This window comes from Lysinibacillus sp. NPDC094403, from assembly GCF_050278745.1.
GTDB lineage: Bacteria > Bacillota > Bacilli > Bacillales_A > Planococcaceae > Lysinibacillus.
Map to the genome: position 1 here is coordinate 51,959 of NZ_JBNNTL010000004.1, position 16,391 is coordinate 68,349.

Annotated in this window: 15 protein-coding genes; 8 read left to right on the forward strand and 7 right to left on the reverse strand. The window is 36.7% G+C overall.

What is annotated here, in order from left to right:
* Positions 1–30 precede the first annotated feature (30 nt).
* From ACQKMV_RS08745 to ACQKMV_RS08755, 3 genes are all read right to left on the reverse strand, one after another.
* The gene (locus ACQKMV_RS08745; RefSeq protein WP_427503437.1) at positions 31–795 is read right to left on the reverse strand and encodes a MerR family transcriptional regulator; all 765 of its coding nucleotides are present in this window, start codon (positions 793–795) and stop codon (positions 31–33) included.
* A gap of 187 nt (positions 796–982) precedes the next feature.
* Complete coding sequence (locus ACQKMV_RS08750; RefSeq protein ID WP_427503438.1) at positions 983–2,245, reverse strand: MFS transporter; 1,263 nt, start codon at positions 2,243–2,245, stop codon at positions 983–985.
* A gap of 389 nt (positions 2,246–2,634) precedes the next feature.
* The gene (locus ACQKMV_RS08755) at positions 2,635–3,531 is read right to left on the reverse strand and encodes a LysR family transcriptional regulator (protein ID WP_427503439.1); all 897 of its coding nucleotides are present in this window, start codon (positions 3,529–3,531) and stop codon (positions 2,635–2,637) included.
* A gap of 106 nt (positions 3,532–3,637) precedes the next feature.
* Here ACQKMV_RS08755 and ACQKMV_RS08760 point away from each other — a divergent pair, with 106 nt between their 5' ends.
* The 4 genes from ACQKMV_RS08760 to ACQKMV_RS08775 all read left to right on the forward strand — a co-directional run bounded on the left by ACQKMV_RS08760 (position 3,638) and on the right by ACQKMV_RS08775 (position 8,553).
* Positions 3,638–4,840 (forward strand): CynX/NimT family MFS transporter, encoded by a 1,203-nt coding sequence (locus ACQKMV_RS08760; RefSeq protein ID WP_427503440.1) that lies wholly within the window; start codon positions 3,638–3,640, stop codon positions 4,838–4,840.
* 193 nt (positions 4,841–5,033) lie between these two features.
* A complete protein-coding gene (locus ACQKMV_RS08765) occupies positions 5,034–6,788 on the forward strand; it encodes an ABC transporter ATP-binding protein (RefSeq protein WP_427503442.1) in 1,755 nt (584 codons plus the stop codon).
* Positions 6,789–6,805: 17 nt separating this feature from the next.
* Positions 6,806–7,483, forward strand: a complete 678-nt coding sequence (locus tag ACQKMV_RS08770; protein WP_427503443.1) for a response regulator transcription factor — start codon at positions 6,806–6,808, stop codon at positions 7,481–7,483.
* Positions 7,480–8,553, forward strand: a complete 1,074-nt coding sequence (locus ACQKMV_RS08775; RefSeq protein WP_427503444.1) for a HAMP domain-containing sensor histidine kinase — start codon at positions 7,480–7,482, stop codon at positions 8,551–8,553. The genes ACQKMV_RS08770 and ACQKMV_RS08775 overlap by 4 nt, the downstream gene beginning before the upstream one ends.
* A 72-nt stretch (positions 8,554–8,625) precedes the next feature.
* Here ACQKMV_RS08775 and ACQKMV_RS08780 read toward each other — a convergent pair whose 3' ends face one another.
* Entirely contained in the window at positions 8,626–9,213 is a 588-nt protein-coding gene (locus ACQKMV_RS08780) for an NAD(P)H-dependent oxidoreductase (protein ID WP_427503445.1), read from the reverse strand.
* Between the two features lie 121 nt (positions 9,214–9,334).
* On the opposite strand from ACQKMV_RS08780, the gene ACQKMV_RS08785 reads away from it, so the two are divergent.
* The gene (locus ACQKMV_RS08785) at positions 9,335–9,772 is read left to right on the forward strand and encodes a MarR family winged helix-turn-helix transcriptional regulator (RefSeq protein WP_427503447.1); all 438 of its coding nucleotides are present in this window, start codon (positions 9,335–9,337) and stop codon (positions 9,770–9,772) included.
* A 145-nt stretch (positions 9,773–9,917) separates the two neighbouring features.
* The gene (locus tag ACQKMV_RS08790; RefSeq protein ID WP_427503449.1) at positions 9,918–10,694 is read left to right on the forward strand and encodes a YqcI/YcgG family protein; all 777 of its coding nucleotides are present in this window, start codon (positions 9,918–9,920) and stop codon (positions 10,692–10,694) included.
* On the opposite strand, the gene ACQKMV_RS08795 is transcribed toward ACQKMV_RS08790, so the two are convergent.
* From ACQKMV_RS08795 to ACQKMV_RS08805, 3 genes are all read right to left on the reverse strand, one after another.
* Positions 10,691–12,013 carry an amino acid permease gene (locus ACQKMV_RS08795; RefSeq protein ID WP_427503450.1) on the reverse strand — a complete coding sequence of 441 codons (1,323 nt, stop codon included), beginning with the start codon at positions 12,011–12,013 and terminating at the stop codon, positions 10,691–10,693. The genes ACQKMV_RS08790 and ACQKMV_RS08795 overlap by 4 nt on opposite strands.
* 24 nt (positions 12,014–12,037) lie before the next feature.
* Entirely contained in the window at positions 12,038–12,967 is a 930-nt protein-coding gene (locus ACQKMV_RS08800) for an arginine deiminase family protein (RefSeq protein ID WP_427503451.1), read from the reverse strand.
* A 154-nt stretch (positions 12,968–13,121) separates the two neighbouring features.
* Entirely contained in the window at positions 13,122–13,349 is a 228-nt protein-coding gene (locus ACQKMV_RS08805) for a transcriptional regulator SplA domain-containing protein (RefSeq protein ID WP_427503694.1), read from the reverse strand.
* Between the two features lie 218 nt (positions 13,350–13,567).
* Between ACQKMV_RS08805 and ACQKMV_RS08810 the strand changes: the two genes are divergently transcribed.
* Together ACQKMV_RS08810 and ACQKMV_RS08815 are read left to right on the forward strand one after the other, a co-directional pair.
* Entirely contained in the window at positions 13,568–14,956 is a 1,389-nt protein-coding gene (locus ACQKMV_RS08810) for a TldD/PmbA family protein (RefSeq protein ID WP_427503453.1), read from the forward strand.
* Positions 14,957–14,959: 3 nt separating this feature from the next.
* The gene (locus ACQKMV_RS08815) at positions 14,960–16,303 is read left to right on the forward strand and encodes a TldD/PmbA family protein (RefSeq protein ID WP_427503454.1); all 1,344 of its coding nucleotides are present in this window, start codon (positions 14,960–14,962) and stop codon (positions 16,301–16,303) included.
* The last annotated feature ends 88 nt before the right edge of the window (positions 16,304–16,391 follow it).

Genomic DNA, 16,391 nt, shown 5'->3' on the forward strand with positions numbered 1-16,391 from the left:
CAAACTATTCCTAGTAATTTCTTTCTATCCCTACTCAATTTGTATAACAGGTAACAATAAATCTAATTGAGTAAAGTCATAACCTCGATACCATTCAAGAATAGAGCGTGTCGGCACCCATTTATGTTGAATCGCATATTGAAGTAATTTTATATATCCGTCCTTAATCGTTGACATTTGTTCTTTAAATGGTAATGCCAGACATATACAAGAAGGCATATGTTCAATAAAATCACTTTCAGCTATATCATTTATTTTTGTATTTTCTGGAACACCAAAGCCGATTTGAGCTTTGATTACATCTTGGCCTGATAAATAATTTAAATAATAACTTTTAATACTAATATTTAATTGTTTTAATTCGTTTGCTCTTTTTTCAAAATGTGCTCCAAATTTACCCGTTGTGGATTGAGCTGTATACCAAATAATTTTTTCATTACTTTTATCAATCAAATAGATATCATCACGAATGGAGTCACTTTCAAAATAGCGTAAGCTGATATCCAACAAATCACGTTTTTGTTTCATATTTTGAATCCACGTTTTCTTCATTTCCTGGCGAGTTGTTTCATCCTGTTCATGTAAATAATTTTGAATTTCATGAATAGATACATCTGCTAATCGCAAAGTGGATATTAACTTTACTGTTGCAATTTGACTATCTGCATACACTCGATAGCCATTTGAACTTCTTTCCTCCGGTAACAGTAATTTTTTGGTTTCATAAAAGCGTAATGTACTTTTGGCGATACCTGTTCTTTCAGAGAATTCTTGAATTGTCATATATTTTTTCAAATCATCACACCTCTCTTAATTTCAATGTAAACCTTCAACTAACTTGAAGGTCAAGTATTATTTACCATTTTCTGCCGTGAAATAGAATTATTTATCTACAAAAAAAGCCCCTTTTATGGAGCATCAAGGGACTTAAGAGGCAAATATAAGGGATATTAGTCATTTAATTTCCTATCATTAAAGTGAATCATTTTGCTGCCTTGCTCTTTTCATATCGTAGAATCCTTTTTGTCACTATTGCCATCAATACCATGACAACACTAATCATTAAGATAGGAACGTAGACTTTAACACTAAATGCTTCAAATAATAAGCCATACAATATTTGCCCAATTGGTGCCATACATTGTGAAACGGCAATGATAATAGCCATGACTTTCCCTAAGTTTTCATTAGGTGTTTCTTTTTGTACAAGCGTAATAACATATATTGAAATAACGGTAAGAATCATAGCTATGATCAGTGCACTACCTACAAATAAAGTATACGATGGATAATAGCCGATATTAAGCACGAGAGGCGTAACCGCTAGAGCCATTGGAATAATCAATAAAGCGGTGATAAACACCCAAAAGTACAAATTATTGATACCCATTTTTTTCGCAAAGTACCCCATAGATAGAGCTCCTAAAATTGTAGCAAAATCAATTAACCCCATCCCTACTCCATACAAAGTATCACTACTTTGCATTGTAACACGGAGAATAATCGGAACCCCTACAACAAACAGCGGTGTTAATAATAAATTTAATAATGCCGCTAAAATCATACATTTGAAGATAAAAGATTGCTTCACTACATAGCTAAAGCCCTCTTTCAAATCATTGACAAGCGTCGGAATAATATGTTCGCTCTGCTCTCGTTGCATAAATGGTATATGAATAAACATCTCTAATATGGCAGAAAGGAAAAAGAACACTCCACTCACCACGACAAGCACTTTTAAGCCAATCATACCGTAAAGTATTCCTCCTAATACAGGAGCAGCTACATTAGACAATGCTTGAATACCATTAACAATTCCATTGGCTTGCTCAAGCTTTTCCTCTTCTACAAGTACTGGAATACTAGCCATTACTGTAGGTGCATACATAGCACTAACTAACGAAAGCAGTACCATCACAGCACCAATAAGCAAAATGGAACCATTTCCAATTGCTAGTATTGCAAAGAAAATAAAAACAATTATGCTACTTATACAATCGAAAATCACCATTAAATTACGTCTATTAAACCTATCAGCAATTGCCCCTCCAAGCGGTGATAGTAAAATTGGAATGCTCGATATCGCAAATAGTGCTGCAAAAAGATCTGCACGCCCTGTAATATCAAGTACATATAGTGAAAGAGCGAATCTTAAGAGAGCAGATCCTAAAATAGAAATAATTTGCCCAACCACCATCAGGTTAAAATCTTTTGAAAAGCCTTTTCTTTTTATCTGTGAGTCCATTCGATAGCCACCTGCCTTTTAGTCAATGGATGTTGAATTCCTTATAAATGTCATTCAAGAGTGAAGGTAAAGAAACTATGATCTTCTTTTCGAATTGCAAGGACAAGGAGATTACTAAAAACATTAACGATGGCATTGTAATATGAACCTCCATTATATAGACCGACTGTCGGTTTATATTCATTATATGGTACATATCCAAAAAAAGGAACCTCTTTTTTTATTTATTCTTCATTTTTCTGTACTTGGTGCCGTTATATCTGCATTCCACTCGCTTATCATAGATTCACAAGTTGCTTCTCTAAACAAAGCAATCCCCCACAAACAGAGCATTCAGTATTTGAAGATCATTGGGTATTAGACAACAAAAAGCTAGTCCCTTTTTCGGACTAGCTATGGAAATATTCTTTAATTTGTTCAATTAACGCTTTTGTTGCTTGACTTACATAACGATCCACTCGATAAACAATTGACAAACTGCGACTTGGTGCGTAGTCCTGTATATGTATGATCTTTAAGGATGGATCATTCATCTGTTGGATTAATTGATTGGGCTGTATTGTGGCACCTATATTCGCTCTAACAAGATTAATAATCGACGTAACTGAATTTGTCTCAAGAACAGAATTTAATTGAAAACCATGTTTTTTTACAGTCTCCTCCACAATTTCCCTCCCTACAAAGCCTTCTGGATATATAACCACTGGCAAATCTTTTAATTCTACTATGCTTATCCTTTCTCGATTTGCCATTGGATGCTCCTTCGAAACAATTAGTACGTATTCCTCCTGACATAAGGGAATCGTAACAAGTCGGTCATTCGGAAGAACGTTTATAGCAATGCCCAGATCGACTTCATTTTCAAGAACTTGTCGCACAATTTCGACGGACGACAAAATCTTTAGTTTAACATTAGGGAATTTTTGGTGAAAATCGATGACAAGCTGTGTAATTCGATAATCTAAATCTGATGGCATAATTCCTATTATAATCTCTCCACTTTTCATTTCCTTTAAATCTTTAATGGAATCTTTGACGTTTTGTAATGTATCTAATATTTCTGTTCCATACCTTAACAGTAACGAGCCTGCCTCGGTAAGTATAATTTTTTTGCCAATCCGATCAAACAGTGGCATACCAACCTCATCCTCAAGTACTCGAATTTGCTGACTTAGCGTAGGCTGGGAAATACCTAGTTTTTCAGCAGCTTTTGTAAAGTGTAACTCCTCACAAACAGCCATAAAATAATGAAGATGACGAATTTCCAATATATCACGACCTATCATAGTTAATACCTATCATTGTAATAGTAATAATAGTATTGTTCAATTATCTGCAATATTATAGACTTCAATTGTGATTATTATTAGCTATAGAAGGAGTTGAAAGAGAATGAATGTAAAACGTACGATTATTCCAATTATCGCTATTATTTTAGCTTCTTTTAATCTACGACCCGTGATAACTTCCGTTTCACCTTTGTTAGGAACCATTCGAGATTCATTACAAATGAGTGCTGCTACTGCAAGTTTATTAACATCATTAGCAGTACTATGTATGGGCCTATTTGCGCCATTTGCAATAAAACTTGCCAATCGCTTTAGCATTGAGCGGACCATTGCATACTCCCTTATTCTTATTGGAATGGCAACAGCTGCAAGATTTTTTGCCTACTCTACATGGTTAATGCTGCTAACAGCCTTTCTTGCAGGCATTGGTATCGCTATTGCAGGGCCTTTACTATCAGGCTTTATTAAACAAAATTTCACGAATCCTTCTCGTGTTGTTGGTATTTATTCGTTAGCATTAGTTATAGGAGCTTCACTTGGCTCAGGACTTTCCATACCTTTAAGCACCCTTTTTCATACATGGCAAGCATCTACTGCATCATGGGCTATTCTTACTGTCATCGCTGTTTTCTTTTGGTGGAAACCAATTGTAAAACATCCAGTCGATACGACTACCTCAGACACTTCTAGTGCTGAAGATAATTTAAAGCAACTCCTAACAAATCAAAAAGCTTGGCTATTAACTGGTTTCTTTGGTTTAATGGCTTTCATGTTTTATACAATTATGGCTTGGTTGCCACCTATAGCGGAGGACATGGGCTATAGTAAACAAGAGGCTGGAATGATGTTGACACTGTTAACGGTTGCCCAAATGCCTGCAACGTTTTTAGTGCCCATTTTAAATAGTCGTTTTCAGCATAGAGCTGTATGGTTAGTAGGCTGTTCATCATTAGAATTAATTGGTTTATTGATGCTACTGTTTTCTTTAAATCCTTGGCTAAGCAGTGTTCTGATCGGCCTTGGTGCAGGGGGTCTATTCTCATTAGGACTAACATTACCAATTGATGAAGCCAAAGATATCAAAGAGGCTAGTTTATTGGCTGCTATGACACAATCAGTTGGCTTCGTATTTGCTGCACTTGGCCCTTTCTTTGTTGGTCTAATACGAGATTTCACAGGAAATTTTACTGCCGCAATTATTGGCATGATCATCATCGTCATGGCTATGATCCTTATTCAAATGAAAATTGGGAATCAGAAGCAACCGCACATCAATCATGTCCACATAAAAAAGACGACTTTCTAGCAAGGAAGGTCGTCTTTTTATTTAATGAATCGTTTGTTGCACCTTTCTACCATCACGCTATTCTCCTAATCAAGCAACCTATGAAATCTCTCCACTACACTTTCATTTCATATTCAGTTCACAAAGAAGTGTTATAGTAAGAAACATAAAAGATAACTATTATTGTTGATGAAAATAAGGAGGATTCTAAATATTGCAAGAGACTTCAAAAGATTCTACTAAACTTACGGATTGGCGACGCTTTGTGCGCCTAGTGAAACAAGCTGAGCCACCAATATGGCTTTTAATTATTGCATTAATGATGAGTTTAACGACTACGGGCGTAGGATTTATCGTGCCATTATTTACAAAAAAATTAGTGGATGGCTTTTCCTTAGCATCCCTTGATTATTGGCAAATTGTTTTGTTAGGTATTGCTTTTATCGCGCAAGCTATTGCAAGTGGGCTTTCCATTTATTATTTAAATCGTGTTGGACATCATGTTGTTGCGAAATTACGTGATCAACTTTGGAGAAAACTACTTCATTTACCTATTCCATATTATGATGAAAATGATACAGGTGAAACATTAAGTCGTGTTACGAATGACACAGCTGTCGTCAAAGAGTTGATTACAGAACACCTTGCAAACTGTTTATCGGGTGTAATTTCTATTATAGGATCAATCATCATTCTATTAATTTTAGATTGGAAAATGACCTTAGTAATGCTAATAGCAGTTCCACTTGCCATGGTTATTTTAATGCTATTAGGGAAGCGTATGTTTGTCATTTCAAAAGGAATGCAAGATGAGACAGCAAAATTTACGGCGGTGCTCAATCAAGTATTACCTGAAACACGCTTAGTAAAGGCTTCAAATGCTGAGAATATCGAATATAAGCGTGGCAAGAAAGGTATTACCAACCTCTTTACGTTCGGCTTAAAAGAAGCGAAAATTCACGCGCTTATTTCGCCACTTATTTCATTTGTCTTAATGTCAGTACTTGTGGCCATTATTGGCTATGGTGGTGTACGAGTTTCTTCTGGAGAGCTTACAGCTGGCGACATGGTAGCATTTATTTTATATTTAATCCAAATCATCATGCCGATGACCCAATTAACGATGTTCTTTACACAGCTTCAAAAAGCAATGGGTGCTACAGAGCGTATTAGTGCATTACTTGAGCATGAAGAGGAAAATATTTTCGAAGGAAACACTTTAGAAAAAGTGGATCAGCCGATTTATGTAAAAAATGTTGATTTCGCTTATGGAGAAGAACTAATCTTATCGAATATTAATTTTACCATTGAACCAGGTAAAGTTACGGCCATCGTAGGACCTAGTGGCGGAGGAAAAACAACAACGTTTTCTCTGTTAGAAAGATATTATCAGCCTACTAATGGAAGTATTACACTCGGTGAAACTCCTATTGACACGTATTCCCTACATTCTTGGAGAAGTCAAATCGGCTATGTTGCTCAGGAGAGTGCACTGCTTTCTGGGACGATTCGTGAAAATATTTGCTATGGTATTGATAGAGTAGTGCAGGATGAAGAGCTTGAAAGAGTTGCCAAAATGGCCTATGCCGATCAATTTATCAACGAACTATCAGATAAATTTGACACGGAAGTAGGAGAACGTGGTATTAAGCTTTCTGGCGGTCAACGACAACGCATCTCCATCGCAAGAGCATTGTTACGTGACCCTCAAATATTAATGTTAGATGAAGCAACATCTAGTCTAGATAGTAAATCGGAAATTTATGTTCAAAAAGCATTAGATAATTTAATGCAAGGTAGAACAACTCTAGTGATTGCACACCGCCTTTCAACAGTTGTAGATGCAGATCAAATTCTTTTTGTAGAGAAAGGGCATATTACGGGCAGTGGTACTCATGATACACTTTATGAGACACATGATATGTATCGAGAGTTTGCTAAGCAGCAATTACGTCTTAAAGAGGAATAACGAAGGGATTTGTTAGCATGGCAAAGCTATTAGTTGTGGATGATGATGCGCATATTCGAGAATTAATAAAGGTATTTTTACAAAATGAAGGGTTAGAAGTTATAGAGGCAACGGACGGTGTGGATGCACTGTCCAAATTGGATTCAGATAAGGTGGATATGATTATTATGGATATCATGATGCCGAAAATGGATGGCTGGGAATTATGTGAAGAAATTCGTTCCTTTAATGATAATCTACCAATTTTAATGCTTACTGCAAAGGGTGAAACCTCACAAAAGGTAAAGGGCTTTCATCTTGGAACGGACGATTATCTTGTTAAACCATTTGAGCCAGCAGAGTTAATTGTCCGTGTGAAATCAATACTTAAAAGATACCATATTTCCCTATCTCAACTTGTGGAAGCTGGCAATGTCAAATTAAATCGTAATACACATGAAGTCTTGTATAACGGTGAATCTTTAACACTTCGATTAAAGGAATTCGAACTATTATTTGCGTTAGCCAGTTATACTGGGAAAACTTTTTCACGTGAACAGCTAATCGAAGAAATATGGGGGTACGACTACGAAGGTGATGAACGTACAGTCGATGTTCACATTAAAAGACTGCGGCAACGTTTCCCACAAGAAACAAGTGGATTTGCTATTCGTACAATTCGCGGCCTAGGCTATCGATTGGAACTTGATTCATGAGAAAACTAAAATTCTTTTTAAAGCTTTTTATAACTTTAATGCTTCTACTTATCATCAACATCATATTTGCTTTTATTTCTTACCATATAACGTCCTGGCTTTATGATTGGTTAGGCAAACATCCACAAGGTTTCTGGCTTCAATTATGGACCGTAGTTGGTGTTTTTGTTCTCTTTGCTTGCTCTGTTATCATCACCTTTTTAATTGGGCTAAAAAAACAACGAAACTATTGGGATTCGATTGTAGATGCATTAAGCCGAATTGCTAAAGGTGATTTTACCGTTAAATTAGATCTTAAAGCAGATGAAGAACAGTTCGGTCAACTAATACATGGCATCAATCATATGGCAGTCGAATTAGGCGAACTAGAAAGAATGCGCCAAGAATTTATCTCGAACGTATCTCATGAAATTCAGTCACCTCTAACATCTATTAATGGCTTCGCTAAAGCATTAAAAAACATGGACCTACCAGAGGATAAGCGACAGCATTATTTAACAATCATTGAGATGGAAAGTAATCGACTATCGAAAATTAGTGACAATTTGCTAAAGCTAACAGCATTAGAATCACAACATCCCCCATTCGAGCCAAAACACTACCGACTCGATAAGCAATTGCGCAATGTAGTGCTAGCACTAGAACCAAATTGGTTAGCTAAAAATATAGAGATGGCTTTGCAATTAGAAAACCTATCGGTAATGGCGGATGAAGACTTAATGAATCAAGTATGGATGAATTTACTAAGCAACAGCATTAAATTCACTCCAGCAGCTGGCACCATTACAATATCTATGTCGACGCAAATGGATACGTTCACTATTGCCATCCATGATAATGGTATTGGTTTAACGGCGGAACAACAAAAGTATGTCTTCGAACGATTTTATAAGGCCGACCAATCGAGGACAGCTGAGAATGGCGGAAGTGGTTTAGGGCTATCCATTGTTAAAAAAATCATTGATATGCATAACGGAACAATTACTGTTGAAAGCAAGCTTGCTGAATTTACAACGTTTTTTGTAACACTACCACTAGAACTTTCGCTACAAAAAACATCTGCTGAATGAAGATAAATCAGACTCGTGCAAACGAATTGGAGATGCTTTCTTTCGGCTGCACGATTCTATTAGGCAGATGAACTAGTAAGCTACTTTTCTAAAATATTGATAAACTTTTTCGAGTTTTTTGCTTTGTCTCCCCTTCTTACTTTCCATATTGCCGAATTCAAAAAACTTCACTTGTTTAATGCCAACAAAATTAAATAATGCTCTTTTCATTAATATTTTATGCGCATTATTCAGCCATAATAGTGGATATTTGGTTGGCCCTTTCATTGTCGAAATGCACACCACCGATTTTCCTTTTAGAAGCCCCTCAGGAAATAACCCCTTTTTATCTTTATAGGCAAAATTGGCCGCAAACAATTGATCAATATACCCCAAAAGCATTGCTGGTGGCCTACCCCACCATATCGGATAGACAAAAACGATTTTATCAGCCCACCTAATTTGTTCTCGATATTTCTCAAGCTTTGGATCACGAAACATATCTCGACGGCGTTTATGTTCATCAAATACTAAAAGCGGATTAAACTGCTCCTCATATAAATCTACTACTTGAATCTCCTTTATGAACGGATTGTCATTACAGCCCTTAATAACCTCATGTAAAAAAGCATAATTCAAACTTTTATGATTGGGATATGTATAAATAATTAATGTATTCATCATGCATCCTCCATTACTTATCATTTGATAACAAAATAGTAAACCATTCATTTTTAGTTGTCAAATGATAATTGTTTTAAGATAAGTTTTTTGTTATCTTGTCATTAAGAGGTGAACAAGTGTGGACAAAAAAGAATTATTCAATCAGTTTGTAGCATTTACAGCAGCAGTACACCAAGTAACGCATGAATTAACTCAAAACGTTAAAATCGATAATATTACACCCGTACAATATAAAATTCTTGAATATATTAAAGTAAGCCAGCCAGTCACACCTACCGAAATTAGTGACTGTCAGCATATGTCATTACCTAATACAAGCCGTGAATTACGAAAATTACAGGAAAGAAGTTTTATTGAAAAAATTAGCGATACCGAAGATCGAAGAAAGCACTATGTTTGCCTTACAGAAGATGGAGAAAAAATAATGGAGGAAGCATTCGCCTGTATAGAAGACCGCTTTCAACAACTTATCCAACATGCATCTAAGAAAGATTTAGAGGATATTCATAATGCATTAAACATTCTTGATAATAAGATCTTTCATCAAAAATCATAAATTCAATCAATTTTTCTATAATATAATTGGAACTATTTAGTGGGTTTCCTTACTGCTATCATTTAGAAAAAGGTTAACGCAGTTACATCGTCACATTTTTACTCTTTCTTTAATAGTCTAAGGATGTAAGAAGGAGGAGACATAAGTGGAAGTAGCAGTGTTAGACAAGAAGTGGATTGAAGAACATTTTGAAACACTTCCATTATGGCAACAGTCAGCATATACAGACTTCGCTGCCATGGTTGCAGATGAAGCAAATACGTTTCCCTGTATTCCAGCTAGAAAAGGTTTTTTGTCGAACGAGCTTCGTTATAGTTTCATCGGAGATCCACGAGAAGAGCAATCGATAAAGACGCTAGCACAATGTTTAAAGGAGTACGATAAGTACTCTCATACATTCGGAAAATATACAACTCATACCATTTTCTTCAAAACCCCTAATGATATGCATAATAATTTCGATGTTGAGGATTATAGACATTTATTTTGGTCAGTTTTAAACAATTTAACTAAATTTGATGATATCGATTGGCCAAAGGAAATTCCAACCGATCCATCGCATCATGAATGGGAATTTTGTTTTAACGGTGAGCCTTATTTTGTGTCTTGTGCAACGCCTGCACATAAATTGCGCAAGAGTCGTAATTTTTCTACTTTATTAATGGCATTTCAGCCACGCTGGATATTTGAAGAAATTAATGACTCTACTGTATTTGGTCGAAAATTAAAGAAGCTTATTCGTCAACGCATTACCGAATACGATGCTATTCCAGCTCATCCTGATTTAAAATGGTATGGGCAAGAAGGTAGTTATGAATGGAAGCAGTATTTTTTAAGCGATGATAATAGTAGTCCATCGAAATGTCCTTTTTTACGCATGCAACATTCTCTGCTGTTTCCACAGAACAAAGAAAAACATTAATGCTTACCTTGTTTTTGCCTTTTCATTACAATCCAAGTCGCAAATCCTATTATGACGATAAAAAGCAGGCTCACGAAAAAACCGAGTCTGCTAGTTTTTTCCCCCAATGTCCCAGACACTGTCACAACAATGAGTAACATTCCGATACAAGTCTTCACAAGCTCCCACTTCGACAACTTCATTAGCTTCTTATATGTCATTAGTATAAAGAGCCAGTTATAAATTAACATTAAGCCTGCAGCTGTAACCAAATATTCAAAAATCTTTTCTGGCATAAGGAAGCCTATAACAATAGTTATGATTAAACCACTAGCTAAAAAAAGAAATGCAGGAAATGGAATCTTCATTTTCCCCTTTTCAGCCAAGGAAGCTGGGGCATCATGATCCTCGGCCAGTGTAATAAGGATCGTTATAACCGCATATAAAGAGCCTACCATTGTTGAAAAACCTGCAATTATTAAAACCCCATTAAAAATGTCTGCAAAAAAAGGTATGTGATAACCATTAAGCGCAGTTATAAATGGGCTCTCCTCAATATTAAAGTCCTTCCAAGAAACAAGCGCCAAGGCAAGCATAATAGCCATTATAAAAATGACAGTTATAGCAATAATCATAACCTTCCCAGCTTTCGGTGCTTCTTTAGGATTTTTCAAATCAATGACCATTAAACCCATAACTTCAATTCCTCCAAATGCATAAAAGGCATATAGCAATCCCAGCCAAATTCCTTTCACACCTTGTGAGAAAAATTCTTCATAATTCGCATGCAATGCATCGAGTGTCGTTGATTCCGTATTAAATCCTTTTATTATTAAGACTACCGCTACTATAATAAACATCACAACCGCTGCTGCCTTTAACGCACCAAAAATATTTTGAAAGTTTTCAAAGCCCTTCATACCCGTAAGAATAACGGCTAATCCAAGTGCAGCATAAATAGATGCTGCAACCCATAATGGCAGCGTCGGAAACCAAAACTTCGTAAAAATACCAAGCGCCGTCAATTGGCTGCCCATAATAAGCATCTCAGAAATCAAGTATATCCAGCCATTACTAAATCCTGCCCAACTTCCAAAAGCTTGCTTTGCGTAAGTACGGAATGATCCTTTATCTGGATTGTCAACTGACATCTTCACAAGAGCATCGTAGACAATGTATGTAGCAATCGCCGCTAACAAAAAAGGAATCACAACAGCAGGACCACTCTTATGAATGGCCATACTTGTCCCAAGAAAAAATCCTGTTCCTAGTGTACAACCTATACCGAGAAGCGAAAGCTGCCACCAAGACAACCTCCCTTTACTTGTTTTAGATGTCATTTTGATCAACCCTCCTGCCTTTTGCTACTTTCTTAACAATGGCAATGTCATGCAACGAATGCCACCACCGCCCTTTTCAAGCTCCGAGACTTCAATTTCTATCAAATTTTTCTTTTGCATTTGTGGATGCTTCGTCCATTGCTGCTCCGTTGCTTGCTTACTAATCAACAATGTTTCGGGATTAAGATTAATAAAATTGATATCAGGGATTGTATTATATTTTTCAAGCCAGTAAACGTCAAAGCCATGGTGATTTAAAAATTGCTCAGTCATTTCAAAACGACTTGTTTGAACTGTAAACACATGTACAGGAAAATAACGCATAAAGTTTTTAGCTATTAGCAGATTAGCGTTCGTAACATTACAGTTCATATCTAAATGAAGTGTATCGGAGCGTCTTGGCAAATCAATGATCGCAATTTCCGAAAATCCTTCTTGGAAAATACGATCTTTGATACTTTCCACAGCCTCTAATGTTGTTCTCATTCCAATATTAATAAGCACGGCATCCTTATTTAAGATCAGCACATCTCCACATTCTAAAGCAGTAGAAGGTTGCTTATTTAATTTTTCTGGAAACCACTTTTCTAATAATGAGTGAGCATGTGGATACTCTGGACGTCTTAGCGAACTACACGCCTCTCCAAGGAAAATACTATTTCCTATAACACAGGCAAGATCGCGCACAAAGTACCTATTAATAAGCTGCTCACTTACTGTATTCTCATCATTTGTTAGCTCTTTCGAATAATCAATAACATGGACACCCTCATTTTCTAGTGTTGTCTTAAATTCCATGAAATTCTCCATTGCTTTTACATGATTGACAGTAGCACTCCACCCTACATTTTCAGCGATTGTTAAATCTGGTACATTTAGTTTTGAAGGCGCGCAAAGCATAACAACCTTAAGCTCTTCGTGCTCCGACCAACAATTTGGTTGAAATGAGTACATAATGTATTCTCCCCTTCTTCATGACTATCTCTGTTAGCGTTACCACCAAGATTGGGATTATACAAATTAAATCAATTTCGCCTTGGCGTAATTGCCGCTGTCGCTTGAAAAAAACGCAGTTGCAGGAAAATCAGTTCCTATAAGTGGATTCCCATCAATGAAAATACTGATGATAAGCTTGCTCAGCATCCATTTCACTTGTAAATATGAACATATCGTTTGTTAGCGGATAATACGACTCAAATAGAAATAGCGCCAGCTCCTTTAGATTATCCGGATTGTTCACTACTACCGCTTCCTGTATGTTTGCTACTTCCTGAATATGTGGATGTCGATAAAAAATATAAACGATATCCCCTGCATTATATTGCTGTTGTTTCATTCCATCACCTTCCTTTGCCTTTCCACTAGTTTGGTGTAAGAAGATGTTAAATATAATTAATTTTTGATTCTCTTGTAGATATTCATTGAAATATTTCTCCACTAACAACATTCCCTATCATAAAATGTCACAAATAGAATATAAATAATCATGTGATACACTTCACAAATACAGAATTTTCGAATTATTTGGTATAATCAAGAAAAGGAGGGAAAAATATGATCAAACAATCAGTAATTGAAAATGTACTTGAAGCAGCACTTTCTACAGGTGGTGATTTTTCCGAAGTTTTCATCGAGGATAAGTTTGTTAATGAATTAACATTACAAAGTGGAAAAATTGAACAAAGTATTTCAGGGCGTGATTTCGGCATCGGCATACGCATTTTTTCTGGCCTTCAAAGCATCTATACGTACACAAATGACTTTTCGGAGGAAGGCTTACTAGCAGCAGCAAAACGAGCAGCACTTGCCATTAAAGGAGGTACTACTGGAACGATTCAACCTCTAAAAAAAGAAATTATTACGCCAATTCATAACATTATTATTCTACCAAACAATGTGGAGCATACTAGAAAAGCAACGATCATGCGGCAGGCTAATGACATTGCTAGAAATTATGATGAACGTATCAGTCAAGTTAAAGTTCGGTATCTTGACGAAGAGCAACATGTTTTAATTGCCAACTCTGAAGGAAAATTTGTAGAAGATACGCGTATTCATAGTCGACTTGCCATCCAGGCAACTGCCTCCGAGGGTAAAGAAATGCAAACGGGCTTCTACGGTCCTGGTGCACATGCAGGCTTTGAATTTATCGAAAATCTAAATCTCGAGCACTATGCTGGTGAAGCTGCACGTATTGCAGTTACTATGCTTCATGCCGATGAATGTCCAAGCGGTAAATTCCCAGTCATCATTGATAATGAATTTGGTGGTGTTATCTTTCACGAGGCATGTGGTCATGGTCTTGAAGCAACTGCTGTCGCGAAAAACAATTCCGTTTTTGCAAATCGGATTGGTGAAAAAGTTGCCCCTGATATTGTTACATATATTGATGATGGCACACTTCCAAACGAATGGGGTTCCCTTAATATTGATGATGAAGGGGAAAAAACGAGAAAAAACATCTTAATTGAAAATGGTATTTTAAAAGGTTACATGATTGATAAATTTAATGCACGCCGTATGAATGCTGAACCAACTGGATCTTCACGTCGCCAATCCTATCGTTTCAATCCAACATCTCGTATGACGAACACATATATCGCTCCAGGCACATCTACACCTGAAGAAATTATTACATCTACCGAATATGGTATTTATGCGAAATATATGGGTGGTGGGCAAGTAAATCCATCGACTGGTGACTACAACTTCGCGGTAATGGAAGCTTATATTGTTAAGGATGGAAAAATTGATCGTCCAGTACGTGGTGCAACACTTATAGGAAACGGAGCAAAAACATTGCAGCTAGTTGATCGGGTTGGTAATAATCTTGCGCACGGAGCTGGCATGTGCGGATCAATTAGTGGTAGTCTTCCCGTCAATGTTGGCCAGCCGATGATTCGTGTTAGTGAAATGACAGTTGGAGGAACAAAGGGGGAATAATTCATGAACATTGTTGAATATCAAGAAAAACTATTAAATAAGGCGATAGAGGCGGGTTTTAAAGAGGCAGAAGTTTATTATGAACGAAAAAACTCTTTTCAGTGCATGCTTTACGAAGGGCAGATTGATAGCTATGAAACGTCTGAGGATGGAGGGCTAAGTCTACGTGGGCTGCACAACGGAAAAATGGGTTACGCCTATACAGAGAAATTAGACAATGATTCTATTTCCTTTTTAATCAACAGCGCAAAAGAAAATGCAGACATTCTAGATGAAGATGAGGGCATAGATATTTTTGAAGGCAGTAATGATTACACGCCATATGAATTTTACAATGAAGAATTAGAGACTATTGGGATTCCTGAAAAAATAGAGCTACTTCGTTTAATTGAACAAAAAATTCGTGCGTACGATACGCGCATTGTAACGCTTGATTATTGTATACTTCAAGAATATAGTACTGAACGTTCATTAGCGAATAGTAAAAACCTTTCCTTATCACATAAGGAGAACGGCTTAGTCATCTTCCTTTCCACAGTAGTCAAAGAAGGTGAGGAACTAAAAACGGGTAGTTATTTGAAAATGACACGCGATTTTCATTCTCTCAATGCTGATGAAATTGCAAAAGCAGCGGCCGAGGAAGCACTTGCGAATCTAGGTGAAAAGTCGATTCCATCTGGAAAATATCCAATCATCCTACGCTCTGATGCGACAGCTTCTTTACTAAGTACTTTTATGCCTGTACTGTCAGCTGAGAATGCACAAAAGGATCAATCTTTATTAAAAGGGAAAGTCGGACAAAAAGTGGCGTCAGATACTTTTACATTATTGAATGCCCCATTCCATCCTGAAGCTTTGTCTGGAGCAAGCTTTGACGGTGAAGGTGTTGCAACAAAGGAGCAGGCGATAATTTTAGATGGAACACTGCAAACACTATTACACAATAGAAAAACGGCAAAAAAGGAAGGCTGCGAAACAAGTGGGCATGCACATAAAAACTCATACAAAGGCACTTTATCAATCGCACCTCAAAATTTATATATTTCACCAGGTAAGCGATCGCAGGAGGAGTTAATTGCCTCAGTCTCTGAAGGAGTACTTATTACTGAATTATCTGGCCTACACTCCGGTACGAATACAGTTTCTGGTGATTTCTCAGTCGCGGCAAAAGGTTTCCATATTCAAGATGGCAAAATTGCATCACCAGTGAAGCAAATGACAATAGCCGGGAACTTCTTTGAGTTCTTAAATAATATCGAAGAAATTAGCTCCGAGTTTTTCTTCCTGCCAGATGGATATGGTTCCTCCTCCCTCCTTGTGAAGGAATTATCTGTAACAGTAGAATAAAGCGGAAGCGGATTTATTGAGTGAGGCTTCTAATGTTCAGGCACTGCCCCCCTTTTTGCCGACTTATTGCAAACCAATTTTCAGCAGA